Source organism: Reyranella sp. CPCC 100927 (assembly GCF_007859315.1).
Lineage (GTDB): Bacteria > Pseudomonadota > Alphaproteobacteria > Reyranellales > Reyranellaceae > Vineibacter.
This window is the reverse complement of record NZ_VOHA01000007.1, coordinates 146,295-163,879: the sequence shown is the minus strand read 5'-3', so window position 1 is coordinate 163,879 and position 17,585 is coordinate 146,295. Positions and strand designations below refer to the sequence as shown.

Genomic DNA, 17,585 nt, shown 5'->3' with positions numbered 1-17,585 from the left:
GACCGTCATTACACAACAGTAGCGCAGCGCAAGCTCGTGCGGAGAGTCCGAAAGTAGAGACGGTTCGGACCGCGTTACCGCGCGTCTACCGGGTCGCCTCGCGGTCAGGACAAAACACAACCAAGCTGACCAACGAACAGGTTCTCGCGATCATGTCCGATCCCCGTCCCTACTCGGTTATCGCTGCAAACTATAGGATCGCCAAAGCAACCGTTTCTCACATCCACTCAGGTCGGTCGTGGTGTTCCATCACTGGGATCACGACTGCACTGAGTAAACTCACAAAGCTATCTCCGGATGACTTCGTAGCGATCTAGAACGATTCACGTCGGTACTCAGAGATCGCCACCCAGTACGGGGTCAGCCATAGTTGCGTCACCGATATCAAGGGACGTAGACGATTTGCCAAACTCACCGGGGTTTGGGTTCCCCGCCAGGCCCTACACAGCGAACGACAATGACAAGCGCTTTAGGAAGGTGGCCTGATCCAACGCACGGTATTCCAGATACGGCGCAGCCTTAGCCCTGTGAGGTGCCTGTCCCATTTGGCAACTCAAACGTGGCTTCCACTAGTACGCCATCTCCCTCTGGCACAGGACGTACTATAGCCCATTGGACCTTCGTAACATTCCGCAGCTTTCTAACATGATGACCAAGAGCGTACAGGTATTCCAGATCAGCAGAAGTGCGGCACAAACGAATGATCTCCTTCCCGACGCCAGTGAGCGGATAACAAGGCAAAGGTATAGAATCTACCGTGCTCGTCTGCGCGAGGATGGCGATGTTGCCGTGGAACATGATCACCGCTGCGAAGTCCCCAGAATCCTGCCGAGCAACGCCGATCGTTCTGTTCACACCGCCCATTGATCCCAATCCACTTAGGATGCCGAGGTCCTGGAGCACCATCAATTCGCCAAAACCGATGTACCGCGCGACAAGTTTGTCATCTTTGAGAATGAAGTTTCCATCGATAGCAAGCTTAGCGGCCTTCTCGATCAGTTCTGCCTCGGACCTCTTGATAGCACGTAGCACTTCGAGCGTTCTCAACGAGAACGACCCGGGCCTCTGACTCTCCTTAGCGAGCACACGTGCCCAGAGCCGTTGCATGTCCTCGTTAGAGATTTCCTCCACCGCAGCAGCCCACCGAAACAGCAAATCCGGGTCAACCTTCGGGGGGGTCTCTGGAACTTTTTCTTCTCCCTCCAACTTAGCTTGTTCGATCAGTTCATCCTCTACCATCCGGACGGTGCTCCGGAGATTCATCAGCCGGCGGGTCGCCTTGGCGTGTTCCCGATTCTGAACGAACGCATCAATTTTTTCAGGGTCGTATGAGAGTGCCGGCGGGATCGGTTCTATCCGGACGGGAACCGATCTATCCGGCGCACCGATCAGCTTGCCGGATGCGTCGACAGTCGCCTCACCTGAGAGAATCTTTTCAACGTCCTTCTTGGTCTGTGCATCCATGAGGGCATCCTGACGGCGGACTTCCGCAAGGGCTTGTCCCATTCGTCTTGCCTGCAAAGGCCCAAGTAATCCGGTTCCAAGCTTATCGATGGACTGCCACACCTGAATGCAGAGCTTCTCTCCGGGCCATCCTTCGAACATCCGCTCCCCCTGCTTATTTTTTTCACTTGCACGGCCACGCGTTCAATAACGCAATCATCACTAGCACATGAAACCCCTTATGGGTGTCTTGCGAGTTTTTGTCCGCAGATGCCACCACGACCCGAATCGCCTGCTCCAGCGTAATCAGCTTTGGTGGGCAGATTTCGAACTCGGGCTTTATGATGCTCCCCGCCACGAGGAGCGACTGCACCATCCCCGCGCATAGGCCGGCCTTGAAGTCCAGAGTTGCCCGGTCATTGAGGATCGTTCGGCACCCCGGGAGTACCTCATTACCAGTGTACGGATTTTGCTGAGCCGCGACCGGCAGAGATAACGCAACCAATCCCAGCAGCACCAACAGCCCTCGCAGCCTCATCCGTATCCCTCAAGTTGTGCTCCCGCATTACCCTACCACGATCCCGCCACATACCGATTTGGATTAGGTCCGGTTAGGATCGAGCCTATGCCAGGTCCCCCGGGTTCTTTCACTGCTTGGGTTCGTCGTCTTTCACCGAGTAATACCGCCCTTCGCGTTGCTCCAGCCGATAGCCAAGCTTCTGGTCTTCCTCGATAGCCATGTTCCACGTTTCGTGAGCACGGCCCTTGAGTATCAGCCCGTAATCTTCGGGAGTCCGAGCCGCTTGGATTCTTCCCGGTCCAACGGTGCGCGGCTTGGCCAGTGTCCGGTTTCATCCGGTGCGAAACCTGCCTTCTTCGCAGATTCGTAATCGTAGTCCGATCCCTCGGGATCAACGCCACGCGTCGCGTTGAAGTCGGTCAGGTCCACGAGCATGCCCGGATACTGCGGACGAAGGTTCAAGAAGTCCGCCACCTCTCCATCCTGAGGGTCCTTCATGATCCATCGGGACATTCTCAGAGACCCACCCTGCGGCGTCGTGATGTCCTGATACCCGACCACGAGCCGTCCTTGCTTGGCGTAGTCCCGGAACTACCCTTCCCATTTCTCCAATTCAGATCACCACTGATCCATGTCAGTGAATGTCGTGGCATCGCGGATATCGAACACGTTCTAAGATTCGGGAAAATTACCGGGTCGATCCCGGAGTGGAGTTCCTTTGAAGCCGGGAAGCTGTCCACCAAACCACTGCCCGACCGTCTAATCCCGCCGACCGGACGACATGCGAAGGGGCCGTGCAAGCGGCCCCTTTGCTTTGTCACCTCTCCCACAAGCGGGTGAGGTCGGCGCTCGCGCTGCGCTCGCTGGGTGAGGGCTTCACGCATGGCGCCTCGTCCTTGGGCCCTCACCTTCCCACCGTGCTACGCACGGTGGGCCCCTTCCCTTCCCGCTTGCGGGAGAAGAGATGCCTTTGCCACCTCGACCAGCGTATCGGAGAACGTCGGCGCGTTGCCGTAGTCGGCGAAGGCCGGCGGGTTGATGGCGTTGACGCTGCGCCGTGAGCGGTTGTGGTGCGGCCAGTAGCCCATCGGCGCCACCACGATGCCCGCCATGGTATCGCCGGAGATTTCGGCGATGGCCTCGAAGGCGCCGCGGTCGTTGAACACCCGCACCACCTCGCCGCCGGCGATGCCCCGCACGGTGGCGTCGTGCGGATTCAGGATGACCTTCTGCGCGCCGGCGTGATGCTGCTGCAGGGCCATGTTGCCGTAGGACGAGTTGAGGAAGGCATGGCTCTTGGGCGACAGCATGTTCAGCGTGTAGCGGCTCGCCAGCGCCGGGTTGGTCGCCGGCGACTCGTTGGGCGGGATGTAGTTCGGCAGCGGATCGAGTGCCTCGCCGCTCTGGTCGCCGGCGTAGCCCTGGCGGAACAGCGGCAGGACCATGTTGCCGCCGGCCGCGATCGACGACTTGAACTCGCATTTGCCGGACGGTGTCGGGAAGTTGCCTTCGCGATGCGGCACGAACGTATCGGGCGTGCCGACCTTCAATCGCGCATAGCCCGTGCGGCGCAGCGATGCCAGATCGATCCCCTCGAGCACCGGGTTGTTCCAGTCCAGCGCCGCGGCCACCATCTCCTCGTCATTGCGCTGCCAGTAGTCGTCGTTGAAGCCCATGGCGCGGGCCAGGCGCCGGAAGAGCTCGGTGTTCGACACCGCCTCGCCCAGCGGCGCGACCGCCGGTTCGTTCAGCGTCAGGTAGAGATGGCCCCAGGAGAACATGACGTCGAACTGCTCGAGCTGGGTCGTGGCCGGCAGCACGATGTCGGCATAGAGCGCCGTATCGGTCAGGAACTGCTCGCTGACCACCGTGAACAGATCCTCGCGCGCCAGGCCCCGTTCGAGCTTTTCCTGCTCAGCGATCACGACCATCGGATTGGAGTTGAAGACGAACAGCGACTGGATCGGCGTCTTGAGCGGCAGTTCGCCGGTCAGGGCCGGCCCGAGCCGCCACTGATTGACGACGGGCGTGCCGGGCCTGATCCAGTCGGGCCGGCTGACGGCGTCCCAGTTGACCGGGAAAGCCCAGATCGGCATGTGCAGGATGCCGCCGCCGCAGTGGCGCCAGGACCCGACCAAGGCCGGCAGGCACGACAGCGCGCGCACGGTGTTGCCGCCGCCGGCACTGCGCTCGATGGCGACGCCCATGCGGATCACCGAGGGCTGCGCGGTAGCGAACTCGCGCGCCAGCGTCCGCACGTCGTCGGCGGCGACACCGGTGATGGCCGCCACCTTGTCGGGCGGGAATTGCGCGGCGCGTTGCTTCAGGTCCTCGTAGCCGACGGTGTACTTGTCGACATAGTCGTGGTCGACCAGGCCCTCGGCGATGATCACGTTCATCATGCCCAGCGCCAGCGCCGCGTCGGTCCCCGGACGGATGCGGATATGCCAGTCGGCCTTCTTCGCCGTCCGCGTGGCGACAGGATCGATCACCACCACCTTGGCACCGCGCGCCTGCGCTTCGGCGATGAACGGCCAGTGGTGCAGGTTGTTGCTGATGGTGTTGATCGCCCACAGCACGATGTACCTGGAATGAACGAAGCTTTCCGGGTCAACCGCCGCCGTCGGGCCGCACGACATGAAGAAGGCGCTGATCGCCGCCGAATCACAGAACGTCCGCTCGGAGATCGCAGCCCCCAGCTTGTTGAAGAAGGCGTCGCCGGCGCCGAGCCCGTTGAGGATGCCCTCGGTGCCGAGATAGCTGTAGGGCAGGATGGCGGCCGGGCCATGCCGGTCGATGATCGCCGTCCACTGGGTCTTGATCTCGGCCAGCGCCGCATCCCAGGTGATGCGCTCGAACTGCCCGGCGCCCTTCGGGCCGATGCGCTTGAGCGGAAAGAGCACGCGATCGGGGCTGTAGACCCGGTTCTGGTAGTCGTTGACCTTGACGCACAGACCGCCGCGCGTGAACGGGTGGTCCGGGTTGCCGCGCACCGCGACCGCCTTGCCGTCCCGCACCGTGGTGATCATGGCACAAGTGTCCGGACAATCGTGCGGACAGGCGCTGAAGATCTTTTGTTCGGCCATGTCGTCCTCCCTGACGGCGCTTGTGCTTAGGGGGAAGTCTAGCGATGTCGCGGTCCTTGGCTTTCACGGCCTTGCTGCCGGGTTTCGGAAACTTGCTGTCTGGCAGACGGGATCGAGCCGTAGCATGCCTGAGAGCGCGGGCGTCTCGCCCGCATCTTCCCTTCATAGACCACGTCGGCTCCCCTCCGCCCCTTCGGGGCACCTCCCCAGCGAAGCTGGGGAGGTCAAGATGCGGGCGAGACGCCCATAGGCGCTAACTTACGCATGAACCTCACCCTGAGGAGCGGCCCGCAGGGCCGCGTCTCGAAGGGTGGGTAACGACGCAGGCGCTGCGAACACGCTTTTTCCAAGACTTCGCCTGTAGCCTATCCTTCGAGACGGCCGCTACGCGGCCTCCTCAGGATGAGGTCATTGGTTGGAACATCGTCAAAGTTAGCGCCAATGGGCGAGACGCCCGCGCTCCCAGACAGAGACCTTGTCAGGGTCGCGGCGGCATGAAAGGCTTAGCGTCGTGCGTAGCGGACCTGCGTACGGAAGCATTCGCCTCCCCTGCCTCGAAGGCACCCGGCATGGCGCGGCTGATCGGGCACAGCAAGTCGAAGTACACGACCGGGACCTGCCTCGGCTCCAGCCGCGGCCGGGGATGGCATGGCTTGCTGGCCGAGCGCTGGCAGCATGCCGAAGGCGATCTCGGCGAGGTGCTGCCGCGCGACACCGAGGTCATCGTGATGCTCGACGGCAAGCTGCGCGTGCGCCGCCGCGGTGACGGCAAGCTGCAACAGCACCACGCCATGCCGGGAACGGTGTGGCTGTGCCCGGCCGGCATCCGCGAGGACATGATCCATCTCTACGGCGAGATCCGCGAGAGCGTTCACCTCTATCTGCCGGCCATGCCGCTGTCGCAGACGGCGCTGGCCGACCTCGATGTCGACCCCGATCGGGTACGGTTGCGCTACGAGGGCGGCTTCCACGACCCGGTGATCGAGGCCATCGGCCGCACCGTGGCGGAAGAGCTTCGCCACCCCAGCCCGGTCGCCACCCTGCTGATCGGTACGCTATCGGCGGCGCTGGGTGCCTACATCCTGCGCAGCTATTCCAACCTCTGTCCCACCGCGCACCCACAGCCGCCGGCGAAAGGCATGCTCGACGGCCGCCGGCTGGCGCGCGTGCTGCAGCTCATCGACAGCCATCTCGATCGCGACCTGACACTGGACGAACTGGCGCGCGAGGCCTGCCTCAGCCCGTTCCACTTCGCCCGTGCCTTCAAGGCAACCACCGGCGAGTCCCCTCACCGCTACCTGCTGCAGCGCCGCCTGCACCGCGCCAAGGCTCTGCTGGGTACCGGCAATCTCACCACGACCGAGGTCGCACTCGCCTGCGGCTTCTCGTCGGCCGCTCACTTCGCCACCAGCTTCAAACGCGCCACCGGCGTCACACCCAGCGTCTTCCGGCGTTCCTGACACGCCATCGGCGCAACCCGACGCTCCGGCCCGCCGGCACGTAGCCGATTTAAATTTCAAGGTTAAAATTTTATACTTGAAATGATCAGGCTGATGGGATGGCATAGAGGCGTCCCCAGACGGGAGGACCCTCGACATGAAGGTTGTTGTCCTCGGCGCCGGACCCGCCGGCCTCTATTTCGCGATCTCGATGAAGCGCAGGAACCCTGCGCACGAGATCACCGTGATCGAACGCAACCGCGCTGACGACACGTTCGGCTGGGGGGTCGTGCTGTCGGCGGAAACGCTCGACAACCTTGAAGCCAACGACCCCGTAAGCGCGGCATGGATCCGCGAGTACTTCGCATACTGGGACGATATCGCCGTCATCCACAAGGACACGCGCATCGTCTCGACCGGGCACGGCTTCTGCGGCATCGGCCGCAAGCGGCTGCTCCTGCTGCTGCAGCGGCGCGCCCGCGAGCTGGGCGTCGAGCTGGTCTTCGAATCCGAGGTCGCCGACCCCGCCCCCCTCATGGCGTCGCATGACCTTGTCGTCGCCACCGACGGGCTGAACTCGCGGTCAAGGACGGCATTTGCCGACGTCTTCAAGCCCGACATCGACGTGCGCAAGTGCAAGTTCGTTTGGCTCGGCACCCGGCAGAAGTTCGACGACGCCTTCACCTTCATCTTCGAGGAGACCGAGCACGGCTGGATATGGGCGCATGCCTACCAGTTCGAACCGGAGACGGCGACCTTCATCGTCGAATGCAGCGAAGAGACCTGGCACAAGTGGGGCTTCGGCGACATGAGTCGCGAGGAGTCGATCGCCGCCTGCGAGCGGATCTTCGCCAAGTATCTCGGCGGCCATCCTCTGATGTCCAATGCCAACCATCTGCGCGGCTCGGCCTGGATCAACTTTCCGCGCGTGCTGTGTCAGCGATGGTCGCACAAGAACCTCGCCCTGATGGGCGATGCGGCGGCCAGCGCGCACTTCTCCATCGGCTCCGGCACCAAGCTCGCGCTGGAAAGTGCCGTCGCGCTCGCTGACTATGTGCATTCAGAGACGACGCTGGAGGCGGCTTTCGAGAAATACGAAAGCACGCGTCGTGCCGAGGTGCTGCGCCTGCAGTCGGCGGCACGCAACTCGCTGGAATGGTTCGAGGAGGTCCAGCGCTACCTCCACCTCGATCCCGTGCAGTTCAACTACTCGCTGCTGACCCGCTCGCAGCGCATCAGCCACGAGAACCTGCGCCTGCGCGATCCCCAGTGGCTGGGCGAGGCGGAAGCCTGGTTCCAGCGCCGCGCCGGCAACACCGACAATGCGCGGCGTGCCCCGATGTTCGCGCCGTTCCGGCTGCGCGAGCTGACGCTGAAGAACCGCATCGTCGTGTCGCCGATGGCGCAGTACAAGGCTGTCGACGGCTGCCCCACCGACTGGCACTTCGTCCACTACGCCGAGCGGGCCAAGGGTGGCGCCGGGCTGATCCATATCGAGATGACCTGCGTGAGCCCCGAAGGACGGATCACGCCGGGCTGCACCGGCTTCTATGCGCCCGCGCACGAGGCTGCCTGGAAGCGCCTGGTCGATTTCGTGCATGCCGAGACCGAGGCCAAGATCTGCGCCCAGATCGGGCATTCCGGTCCCAAAGGCTCGACCCAACTCGGCTGGCAGCAGATGGACGCGCCGCTGGCCACGGGCAACTGGCCGCTGATGGCTGCTTCCGCCGTGGGCTGGTCGGCCGCCAACCAGGTGCCCAAGGCGATGGACCGCACCGACATGACCCGGGTGCGCGAGCAGTTCGCCGCCGCGGCCGCCATGGCGGCGCGCTGCGGGTTCGACATGCTGGAGATCCATGCCGCGCACGGCTATCTGTTGTCGTCCTTCATCACGCCGCTCACCAACAGGCGGACCGACGCCTATGGCGGCTCGCTGGAGAACCGCCTGCGCTACCCGCTGGAAGTCTTCAGCGCCGTGCGCGCGGCCTGGCCGGCACACAAGCCGATCTCGATGCGCATCTCCGCCAACGACTGGGTCGGCGACGACGGGGTGACGCCCGAGGAAGCCGTCGAGATCGCGCGGCTCCTGCAAGCGGCGGGCGTCGATATCTGCGACGTGTCGGCCGGCCAGACATCGATCCGCGCCCGCCCCGTCTACGGGCGCATGTTCCAGACGCCGTTTTCCGATCGCATCCGCAACGAGACCGGCATGGCCACCATGGCGGTGGGCAACATCTACGAGCCCGATCATGTCAACTCGATCCTGCTGGCCGGCCGCGCCGATCTCGTCTGCCTGGCGCGGCCGCATCTTGCGGATCCCTACTGGACCCTGCACGCCGCGGCACAGCTGGGCGATCGCGACTTGAAATGGCCTGACCCCTATCTCGCGGGCCGCGACCAGCTCTATCGCCTGACCGAACGCACCACAACCACGGGGCAGAAAGTATGATGACGGGAAAACACGCGCTGGTGACCGGCGGCGGCACAGGTGTCGGCCGGGCAGTTGCTCTTGCCCTCGCCGAGGCCGGCGCCGCCGTGACCATCTGCGGCCGGCGGCCAGAGCAGCTCGCCACTGTCGCGCGCGAAAACGATCGTGTCGTCGCCATCGCGGCCGACGTCACCGATGAAGCGGCCATGGCCGCGCTGCACGCGGATGCCGAAAAGGCACGAGGGCCCTTCGACATCGTCGTCGCCAACGCCGGCATGTCGGGTAGCAGCCCGGCGCATCGGACCTCGCTCGCCGACTGGCAGCACACGCTCGACGTCAACCTGACCGGCTCGTTCCTGACCGTGAAGCCGGCGCTCGCCGGCATGACCGCCCGCAAGTCGGGCCGCATCGTGTTCGTCGCGTCAACTGCCGGGCTGAAGGGCTACGCCTATGTCGCGCCCTACGTTGCCGCCAAGCACGGCGTCGTGGGCCTCATGCGGGCCCTGGCGACGGAGCTGGTCAGGACCGGCGTGACCGTGAATGCGGTCTGCCCCGGTTTCGTCGAGACCGACATGCTGCAGGAGTCGGTCCAGCGGATCATCGAGAAGACCGGCCGCACGGTCGAGCAGGCGCGCGCGAGCCTGGCGGCGACCAATCCGCAGGGCCGCTTCATCCAGCCGCAGGAGGTTGCCGCGGCCGTGCTGTGGCTCTGCAGCGAGGCCGGCGCCTCGATCACCGGCCAGACGCTGTCACTGTCGGGAGGCGAGACTTGGTGAGCGGTCCGCTGTCCGCCTCGAAGGAGAAGCTGAGACTCTGGATCCGGCTGCTGCGCGCGTCGCGCACCATCGAGGGCGAACTGCGCGACCGCCTGAACAAGGAGTTCGACACCACCCTGCCCCGGTTCGACGTCATGGCGGCACTCTATCGCACGCCCGACGGCATGCTGATGAGCGACCTGTCGCGCTTCCTGCTGGTGTCCAACGGCAATGTCACCGGCATCGTCGATCGGCTGGTGTCGGAAGGCCTGGTGCAGCGCAGCCAGCGCAACGGCGATCGGCGGACGTCGATCGTTCACCTCACGCGGACCGGCAAGGATTCTTTTCGCACCATGGCGGCGGCGCACGAACGCTGGGTCGATGAACTGCTGGCCGGCGTCACCCGCAGCGATGCACGGCAGCTGACGTCGATGCTGAAGGCTTTTCGCAGCAATTGGGAGGGACGGGCATGACACAGATGGCGGGCTTCAGGCCCAAGCACTTCCTCTGGCAGGTCGAGGCCAAGGTGGCATGCGTGCGGCTGGACCGCCCGGAGCGCAAGAACCCGTTGACCTTTCAATCCTATGCCGAGCTGCGCGATACCTTTCGCGAGCTGCGCTATGCCGATGACGTCGACGCGGTGGTCTTCCTGCCCAACGGCGGCAATTTCTGCTCCGGCGGCGACGTGCATGACATCATCGGCCCGCTGGTCGACATGGAGATGAAGGAGCTGCTCGCCTTCACGCGCATGACCGGCGATCTCGTCAAGGCGATGCTGTCGTGCGGCAAGCCGATCATCACCGCCGTCGACGGCGTGGCCGTCGGTGCCGGCGCGATCATCGTCATGGCCTCCGACATCCGCATCGCCACGCCCGCAGCCAAGACGGCGTTCCTGTTCACGCGCGTCGGGTTGGCCGGCTGCGACATGGGCGCTTGCGCCATCCTGCCGCGCATCATCGGCCAGGGCCGCACCGCCGAGCTGCTCTACACCGGCCGCAGCATGTCGGCCGCGGAAGGCGAGCGCTGGGGTTTCTACAACCGCCTGGTCGACGCCACGGCACTGGAGACCGAGGCGCTCGATATGGCCCGCAGCATCGTGGCCGGGCCGACCTTTGCGCACGGCATCACCAAGACCCAGCTCAATCAGGAATGGTCGATGGGGCTCGACCAGGCGATCGAAGCCGAAGCCCAGGCGCAGGCGATCTGCATGCAGACGCGTGACTTCGAGCGCGCCTACCGCGCCTTTGTCGCCCGTGAGAGGCCTGTCTTCGAGGGGAGCTGACGCCATGCTGGGACCGACCGCCCATGTCGACACGTTTGCCCGGGACAACCTGCCGCCGCCCGGGCAATGGCCCGATCTGCCGCTCGCCGGCTTCGACTATCCCGAGCATCTCAATGTCGGCGTCGAGCTCACCGACCGCTTGGTCCAGAAGGGCTTCGGCGATCACACGGCGCTGATCGGCAACGGCCGGCGCCGGACGTACAAGGAGCTGAGCGACTGGACCAACCGGCTCGCGCATGCCCTGGTCGAAAACTACGGCGTGCGTCCCGGCAACCGGATCCTGATCCGCGCCGCCAACAATCCGGCCATGGTCGCCTGCTGGCTGGCGGCGACCAAGGCGGGCGCGGTCGTGGTCAACACCATGCCCATGCTGCGCGCCGGCGAGCTGACGCAGATCGTCGACAAGGCGAAGATTGCCCTGGCGCTCTGCGATACCCGGCTGATGGACGAACTGGTGGCGTGCGCCAAGGACAGCCCGCACCTCGAACAGGTCGTGGGCTTCGACGGCACGGCCAATCACGACGCCGAGCTCGACCGCATCGCGCTCAACAAGCCGGTGCGCTTCGAGGCCGTCGCCACCGGCCGCGACGACGTGGCGCTGCTGGGTTTCACCTCGGGCACCACCGGCGTGCCCAAGGCCACGATGCACTTCCATCGCGACCTGCTGGTCATCGCCGACGGCTATGCCAAGGACGTGCTGGGGGTGACGCCGGATGACGTCTTCGTGGGCTCGCCGCCGCTGGCGTTCACCTTCGGCCTGGGCGGCCTGGCCATCTTCCCCCTGCGCTTCGGTGCGGCGGCGACGCTTCTGGAGAACGCCTCGCCCGCGAACATGATCGAGATCATCGAAACCTATCGCGCCACCATCAGCTTCACGGCGCCCACGGCCTACCGCGCCATGCTCGCGGCCATGGACACGGGCGCCGACCTGTCCTCGCTGCGCGTGGCCGTCTCGGCCGGCGAGACCCTGCCGACCCCGGTGTTCAACGACTGGATGCAAAAAACCGGCAAGCCGATCCTGGACGGCATCGGCGCCACCGAGATGCTGCACATCTTCATCTCCAACCGGCTCGACGACCTGGCGCCCGGTTCGACCGGCAAGCCGGTGCGCGGATACGAAGCGAGAATCGTCGATGACGACATGAACGAGCTGCCGCGCGGCACCGTCGGCCGGCTTGCGGTGCGCGGCCCGACCGGCTGCCGCTATCTCGCCGATGCCCGGCAGCGGGCTTACGTCCGCGACGGCTGGAACCTCACGGGCGATTCGTTCTCGCAGGACGCGGCTGGCTTCTTTCATTTCGCCGCGCGTTCGGACGACATGATCGTCTCGGCCGGCTACAACATCGCCGGCCCGGAAGTCGAAGCTGCGTTGCTGACCCATCCCGACGTGCGCGAATGCGCCGTCATCGGCGTCGCCGACGCCGAGCGCGGCCAGATCGTGGAAGCGCACGTCGTGCTCGCCGACGGCGTGCCCGACGACGGCGAGACCGCGAAGCGGCTGCAGGATCACGTCAAGGCAACGATCGCGCCTTACAAGTATCCGCGCTCGGTGAAGTTCACATCAGCCCTGCCCAAGACGCAGACGGGCAAGATCCAGCGCTTCCAGCTGAGAAACCAGGAACGATCATGATGCACACGATCCTGCTGCCCGCCGGCTGGGCCAAACCCAAGGGCTACGCCAACGGCATTGCGGCTGAGGGCAGGTCCGTCTTCGTCGCCGGGCAGATCGGCTGGAACCGGCAGAACCGGTTCGAGTGCGATGATCTCGTCGGCCAGGTGCGCCAGACCCTGCTGAACGTCGTCGAGGTGCTGGGCGAAGCCGGTGCCGGGCCGGAGCACATCGTGTCGATGACCTGGTACCTGACGGACAGGAAGGACTATCTCGCCCATCTCGACGGCATCGGCAAAGTCTACCGCGACGTCATCGGACGCCACTTCCCGACCATGGCCGCGGTCCAGGTGGTGGCGCTGATGGAGGACCAGGCCAAGGTCGAGATCCAGGCAACAGCCGTCGTGCCCCATCCACGGTGACGGTCGTCTGGGGCCTGGATTTGCTATCATCCTGAGCGAAGCGAAGGATCCTGCGGTGCGCCGACCGCACCGGCTGACATGTACGGAATGAAGACTTCACCACAGAGGCACAGAGGACACAGAGATAAGGCCATGGCGCACGTTCGGCGCGCGCGAAGATTGTCCTCTGTGTTTCTCTGTGCTCTCTGTGCCTCTGTGGTGAAGTCTTCCTTCTCATGACCGCGCGTTCGTGCGGGTCGGCGCACCGCAGGGTCCTTCGCTTCGCTCAGGACGACAGTGATTCGCCCTAGTCTAGGCGTGCCCTGGATCCCTCGCTGCGCTCGGGATGACAGCTTGACCACCGTCCAGCGCGGCGAGCACGCGTTCCGGGGTCATCGGGAGCGCCCTCATCCGCACGCCGCGTGCATCCGCCACCGCGTTGGCGATGGCCGGTGCGACCGGCACCAGCGGCGGCTCGCCGATGCCCTTGGCGCCGAACGGCCCGGACGGCTCGGGGTGCTCGACGATGATCGGGGTGATCTCCGGTATGTCGAGTGCTCCAGGTACCTTGTAGTCCATCAGCGTCGGATTGGCCGGGTTGGGCCCGTCGAAGCGCAGATCCTCGTAGAGGGCATAGCCCAGGCCCTGGACGATGCCGCCGGCGATCTGGCCTTCCACCGCCGTCGGATTGATCGCGCGGCCGACATCGTGCGCCGCCCAGATCCGGCGAACCGCGATCTGGCCGGTCACGTCGTCGACATCGACCTCGGCCGCCTGTGCGCCAAAGACGAACGTGCCGAGGTTGCCGATGCCGTTGCCGGTCACGGCACTGCGCTTGGGATCGAAGCCGCCGCCCTCGAACATCACCGAGGTCGTGCCGATGATCGGGCCGCCCACGACCCAGTGGGCACGGCCGGAGATATCGCGGAACGGGACCTCGGCCCCCGGCACACCGACGATGCCGACACGCCCGCCGGCACGCAGTTCGAGATCACCCGTCCCGCATTCCAGCATCTCGGCGGCATGCTCGAACAATCGATCACGGGCCTGGCCTGCAGCGCCTGCGACTGCACGCCCGACCATGTAGGTGACGCGCGAGCCGCCGGTCGACCAGTTGTAGGGCGAACCGTCGGTATCGGGCACCGTGTAGTTGATGCGGTCCAGCGGGATCTTCAGCGTCTCGGCGCAGATCTGCGCCAGCACCGTATCAGCCCCCTCGCCCAGATCGACCGCGCCGGTGTTGAGCGTCACCGTGCCGTCTTCCAGCACGCGCACGATGGCGCTGGTCGAGAGAATGCCGGAGATATGGGCGACGCAGGCCACGCCGATACCACGACTCGGCATGCGCGGCGGCAACGCGTCACGCAGCTTCTCGAGGCATTCGGCAAAGCCGCAGGCCTCGATCGCCTGGCCGCCGACCCAGCGATCCCCGGCGCGCACCGCATTCTGCAGGCGCAGGTCGATCGGATCGCGTCCGAGACGGGCAGCGATCTCGTCGACCTGGCATTCGCCGGCGAAGGTGACCTGCGGGTTGCCGTAACCGCGGAACCCGGCCGCGCGCAGGCGGTTGGTGTAGGCGACCTGACCTTCCATCCGGATGTGGTCGATGCGATAGGGACCGCGTGCGATCAGCAGGGCGAAGCCCAGCACAGCCGACGAATCCTCGGCATAAGCGCCGCCGTCGAGCGTGACGCGCGCCGCGCGCGCCACCAGCCGGCCATCGGCCATGGCCCCGGTCTTCATCCAGATCGTCGCCGGGTGCCGCGTGCGCATCATCATGAAATCGTCGTCGCGGCTCAGCACCAGCTTGACCGGCCGGCGGGTGCGCAAGGCCAGCAGCGCGGCCAGCGGCTGCACGGTGACGTCGGACTTGCCGCCGAACGCGCCACCGACACGGGTCGCGATGGCCCGGACGCGCGACATCGGCATGCCCAGCACCTCGGCCACCGTCGCCTGCACCCGGAACACCGACTGGCATGACGACCACACGGTGACCTTGCCGGCGGCATCGGCCTCGGCCAATGCGCCACAGGGCTCGAGATAGCAGTGGACCTGGGCCTGGGTCTCGTAGGTGCCTTCGACCACCACGTCGCAGCCGGCGAAGGCCGCCTCGACGTCGCCCTCGGCGATCGTGGTCGCGGCGCAGACATTGGCGGGCAGCGGCACGGCAACACGGCGCCCGTAGGCGGCGAAATCGTCGTGTACCAGCGGTGCGTCCGGTGCCAGCGCGTCGGCCGGCGTCATCACACCCGGTAATTCCTGGTAGTCGATCGCGATCAGACCCAGCGCCTGGCGCGCCACGGCGAGCGTGTCGGCAGCCACCACCGCCACGGGCTCACCCACGTAGCGCACCTTGCCCCGTGCCAGCGCCACCTCATCCTGGACGAAGGCACCATAGTGATGGGGAAAATCCGCGCCGGTCAGCACGCCATGGACACCCGGCAGGGCACGTGCCGCGGTCGCATCCAACGACACCAGCCGCGCATGGGCATAGGGCGAGCGCAACACCGCCGCCTGCAGCATGCCGGGCCGCTGCATGTCATCGACATAGACCGTGCGGCCGGTGATTTTCTCCTGCCCTTCCAGGCGCGGGGCCGACTGGCCCACCACGGTCATGTCGGTCATGGCGCGGCGCCCCCGGTCGCGCGCGTCACCGCTTCGATGATCGCGCCGTAGCCCGAACACCGGCAGATGTTGCCCGAGATCGCAGCGCCGATCTCCGCCGCCGTCGGATGCGGGTTCACCGCCAGCAACGCCTTGATCGCCAGCACCATGGCCGGGCTGCAGAACCCGCATTGCACCGCGCCGGTCTCGACCAGGCAACGCTGCAGCGGGTCGAGCGCCTCGCCCTGCCCGATCGCTTCGATCGTCGTGACCGCGCGCCCCGCGCAGTTGGCGGCCAGGGACAGGCAGGCGCGCGCCAGCTTGCCGTCGATCAGCACGCTGCAGGTACCGCAGACGCCGTAATTGCAGCCGCGCTTGGCGCCGGTCAGGCCGAGATGGTCGCGCAAGATGTCGAGAACCGTCGCCGTCGCCTCGGCGGTGACGGCGTGGACACGATCGTTGACCGTCAGCGTCGTCGTGATCATGGGCCGGCCACCTCGTCCAGGACGCGCGCGACCAGCCCGGGCAGGATGCGGCGGCGATAGTCGGCGCTGCCGCGGACGTCGTCGATCGGCTCAGCGGCACTGGCAAGCATCGTCCCGACCTGCCGCACCAGAGCGGCATCGCGTGGACGGCCGGCCAGCAGCGCTTCGGCCGCCGCGACACGGACCGGCGTCGGGCCGCAGGCGCCGGCCGCCAACCGCACGAAACGGCAGAGGCCGCCGGCGATATCGGCGACGCAGGCGATGGACAGGATGGGGTAGTCGGAATCGACGCGCGCAAAGCGGTAGTATCGCCCTCGCCCCGGCAACGGCGGCACGAGGATCGCCGTGACCAGCTCGCCCGGCTCCAGCGCCGTCGTCAGGAACTGCAGAAAAAAATCCTCGGCGGCGATCTTGCGGATGCCGTCGCGGCCGGCGATCTCGATCGTGGCACCGGCGCCGACCAAGGCCGCCGGCCAGTCCGAGGCGGGATCGCCGTGCGCGCAGGCGCCGCCGATGGTGCCGAAATTGCGGATCGCCGGGCTCGCGATCTGCCGCGCCGTGTCGGGGATCAGGGCCTGGCCGTCACGGAAGGCGTCGCTGACGGCGATCCGGGCGTGGGTCTCCATCGCGCCGATCCGGACCGCGCCGTCGTCGAGGCGCCGGATCCCGCGCAGCTCGGCAACATCGATCAGCGAGATGATCGCCGTCGGAGCCAGCAGCTCGAGATTGAGCATCGGCACCAATGTCTGGCCGCCCGCCAGCGGCCGGGCCTCCTCGTCGGCAGCCAGCAGCGCCAGCACGGCCGCGAGGTCGGCAGGCCGATGGTAGGCGACCGGCGTCATGTGTCGCTGCGGCCGCGATCCAGGCAGGCGATGACCTCGTCCGCCGTCATCACGTCACCGAACTGCTGGATGAAGGTCTCCAACGTGGCGCGATGCTCGTCGTCGGACAGCGCAGCGCAACAATCCGACACCATCACGACCTTGAAATCGAGCATCATCGCATCGCGCGCCGTCGCCTCGCAGCAGACGTTGGTCTTGGTGCCGGCGATCAGCACCGTGTCGACACCGAGGTTGCGCAGCACGCGCTCGAGGTTGGAGGCACCCGAGATCAGCGCGCTGTAGCGGTTCTTGAACACGACAAGGTCGGCGGGTTCCGTGTGCAGTTCCGACCAGACGTCCTGGCGCCCGGCCGCCAGGCTCTCGATGGTGCGCGCCTTCACCTCGTCGGCGACCACGTGATTGAAGAACAGCTCCCAGTCGCTGCGGCCGCGCCAGTGGGTATTGGCGTGCAGGACCCAGATCACCGGCATGCCGCGTTCGCGGGCGGCATGGTTCAGCCGGTCGATGCCGGCGGTGATGCCGCGCGAGGTCGGCACCTCGGCCGGACCGCCCGGCGCACAGAACGTGTTCTGCATGTCGATGACGACGACAGCCGTCCGCGCCGGGTCAAGACTGTCGAACCAATGGACGCGGCCGCGGCGCGCGATGACGCGATCGACGATTTCCTGGCGAATGGACACGTTGTGCATCT

15 protein-coding genes are annotated in these 17,585 nt (G+C 65.8%); 7 read left to right on the top strand and 8 right to left on the bottom strand.

From position 1 onward, the window contains the following. Positions 1-519 precede the first annotated feature (519 nt). The 4 genes from FQU96_RS20440 to FQU96_RS20425 form a co-directional block, all read right to left on the bottom strand. Positions 520-1,464: a DUF2806 domain-containing protein gene (locus tag FQU96_RS20440; protein WP_178130608.1), complete on the bottom strand. Its 945-nt coding sequence runs from the start codon at positions 1,462-1,464 to the stop codon at positions 520-522. 163 nt (positions 1,465-1,627) lie between these two features. Further along, entirely contained in the window at positions 1,628-1,960 is a 333-nt protein-coding gene (locus FQU96_RS20435; protein WP_255468431.1) for a Rap1a/Tai family immunity protein, read from the bottom strand. A gap of 255 nt (positions 1,961-2,215) precedes the next feature. Next, positions 2,216-2,437 (bottom strand): hypothetical protein, encoded by a 222-nt coding sequence (locus tag FQU96_RS20430; RefSeq protein WP_146543182.1) that lies wholly within the window; start codon positions 2,435-2,437, stop codon positions 2,216-2,218. Between the two features lie 446 nt (positions 2,438-2,883). Beyond that, complete coding sequence (locus FQU96_RS20425) at positions 2,884-5,049, bottom strand: molybdopterin-dependent oxidoreductase (RefSeq protein WP_146543181.1); 2,166 nt, start codon at positions 5,047-5,049, stop codon at positions 2,884-2,886. Positions 5,050-5,618: 569 nt separating this feature from the next. Between FQU96_RS20425 and FQU96_RS20420 the strand changes: the two genes are divergently transcribed. The 7 genes from FQU96_RS20420 to FQU96_RS20390 all read left to right on the top strand — a co-directional run bounded on the left by FQU96_RS20420 (position 5,619) and on the right by FQU96_RS20390 (position 12,984). Continuing rightward, complete coding sequence (locus tag FQU96_RS20420) at positions 5,619-6,509, top strand: AraC family transcriptional regulator (RefSeq protein WP_178130607.1); 891 nt, start codon at positions 5,619-5,621, stop codon at positions 6,507-6,509. 136 nt (positions 6,510-6,645) lie between these two features. Beyond that, positions 6,646-8,937, top strand: coding sequence for a bifunctional salicylyl-CoA 5-hydroxylase/oxidoreductase (locus FQU96_RS20415; protein WP_146543179.1), 2,292 nt, complete (start codon positions 6,646-6,648; stop codon positions 8,935-8,937). Further along, positions 8,934-9,692 (top strand): SDR family NAD(P)-dependent oxidoreductase, encoded by a 759-nt coding sequence (locus FQU96_RS20410; RefSeq protein WP_146543178.1) that lies wholly within the window; start codon positions 8,934-8,936, stop codon positions 9,690-9,692. Before FQU96_RS20415 ends, FQU96_RS20410 begins: the two co-directional genes overlap by 4 nt. Further along, a complete protein-coding gene (locus FQU96_RS20405) occupies positions 9,686-10,144 on the top strand; it encodes a MarR family winged helix-turn-helix transcriptional regulator (RefSeq protein WP_146543177.1) in 459 nt (152 codons plus the stop codon). Before FQU96_RS20410 ends, FQU96_RS20405 begins: the two co-directional genes overlap by 7 nt. Then, positions 10,141-10,953, top strand: coding sequence for an enoyl-CoA hydratase family protein (locus FQU96_RS20400; protein WP_146543176.1), 813 nt, complete (start codon positions 10,141-10,143; stop codon positions 10,951-10,953). Before FQU96_RS20405 ends, FQU96_RS20400 begins: the two co-directional genes overlap by 4 nt. Positions 10,954-10,957: 4 nt before the next feature. Then, positions 10,958-12,583, top strand: coding sequence for an AMP-binding protein (locus FQU96_RS20395; protein ID WP_146543175.1), 1,626 nt, complete (start codon positions 10,958-10,960; stop codon positions 12,581-12,583). Then, positions 12,583-12,984 (top strand): RidA family protein, encoded by a 402-nt coding sequence (locus FQU96_RS20390; protein WP_146543376.1) that lies wholly within the window; start codon positions 12,583-12,585, stop codon positions 12,982-12,984. Before FQU96_RS20395 ends, FQU96_RS20390 begins: the two co-directional genes overlap by 1 nt. A gap of 291 nt (positions 12,985-13,275) precedes the next feature. On the opposite strand, the gene FQU96_RS20385 is transcribed toward FQU96_RS20390, so the two are convergent. The 4 genes from FQU96_RS20385 to FQU96_RS20370 are packed head-to-tail and all read right to left on the bottom strand — an operon-like array spanning position 13,276 to position 17,583. Further along, positions 13,276-15,588, bottom strand: coding sequence for a xanthine dehydrogenase family protein molybdopterin-binding subunit (locus FQU96_RS20385; protein WP_146543174.1), 2,313 nt, complete (start codon positions 15,586-15,588; stop codon positions 13,276-13,278). Then, complete coding sequence (locus tag FQU96_RS20380; protein ID WP_146543173.1) at positions 15,585-16,052, bottom strand: (2Fe-2S)-binding protein; 468 nt, start codon at positions 16,050-16,052, stop codon at positions 15,585-15,587. Before FQU96_RS20380 ends, FQU96_RS20385 begins: the two co-directional genes overlap by 4 nt. Next, entirely contained in the window at positions 16,049-16,894 is an 846-nt protein-coding gene (locus tag FQU96_RS20375; protein WP_146543172.1) for a xanthine dehydrogenase family protein subunit M, read from the bottom strand. Before FQU96_RS20375 ends, FQU96_RS20380 begins: the two co-directional genes overlap by 4 nt. After that, positions 16,891-17,583 (bottom strand): isochorismatase family protein, encoded by a 693-nt coding sequence (locus FQU96_RS20370; RefSeq protein WP_146543171.1) that lies wholly within the window; start codon positions 17,581-17,583, stop codon positions 16,891-16,893. Before FQU96_RS20370 ends, FQU96_RS20375 begins: the two co-directional genes overlap by 4 nt. Positions 17,584-17,585 lie beyond the last annotated feature (2 nt).

Bases quoted from the DNA above. Each gene is read 5' to 3' on its own strand.
- FQU96_RS20380 (WP_146543173.1), bottom strand. From the start codon at position 16,052: ATGATCACGACGACGCTGACGGTCAACGATCGTGTCCACGCCGTCACC.
- FQU96_RS20395 (WP_146543175.1), top strand. From the start codon at position 10,958: ATGCTGGGACCGACCGCCCATGTCGACACGTTTGCCCGGGACAACCTG.
- FQU96_RS20370 (WP_146543171.1), bottom strand. From the start codon at position 17,583: ATGCACAACGTGTCCATTCGCCAGGAAATCGTCGATCGCGTCATCGCG.
- FQU96_RS20425 (WP_146543181.1), bottom strand. From the start codon at position 5,049: ATGGCCGAACAAAAGATCTTCAGCGCCTGTCCGCACGATTGTCCGGAC.
- FQU96_RS20420 (WP_178130607.1), top strand. From the start codon at position 5,619: ATGGCGCGGCTGATCGGGCACAGCAAGTCGAAGTACACGACCGGGACC.
- FQU96_RS20440 (WP_178130608.1), bottom strand. From the start codon at position 1,464: ATGGATGCACAGACCAAGAAGGACGTTGAAAAGATTCTCTCAGGTGAG.
- FQU96_RS20390 (WP_146543376.1), top strand. From the start codon at position 12,583: ATGCACACGATCCTGCTGCCCGCCGGCTGGGCCAAACCCAAGGGCTAC.
- FQU96_RS20410 (WP_146543178.1), top strand. From the start codon at position 8,934: ATGATGACGGGAAAACACGCGCTGGTGACCGGCGGCGGCACAGGTGTC.
- FQU96_RS20415 (WP_146543179.1), top strand. From the start codon at position 6,646: ATGAAGGTTGTTGTCCTCGGCGCCGGACCCGCCGGCCTCTATTTCGCG.
- FQU96_RS20400 (WP_146543176.1), top strand. From the start codon at position 10,141: ATGACACAGATGGCGGGCTTCAGGCCCAAGCACTTCCTCTGGCAGGTC.
- FQU96_RS20385 (WP_146543174.1), bottom strand. From the start codon at position 15,588: ATGACCGACATGACCGTGGTGGGCCAGTCGGCCCCGCGCCTGGAAGGG.
- FQU96_RS20375 (WP_146543172.1), bottom strand. From the start codon at position 16,894: ATGACGCCGGTCGCCTACCATCGGCCTGCCGACCTCGCGGCCGTGCTG.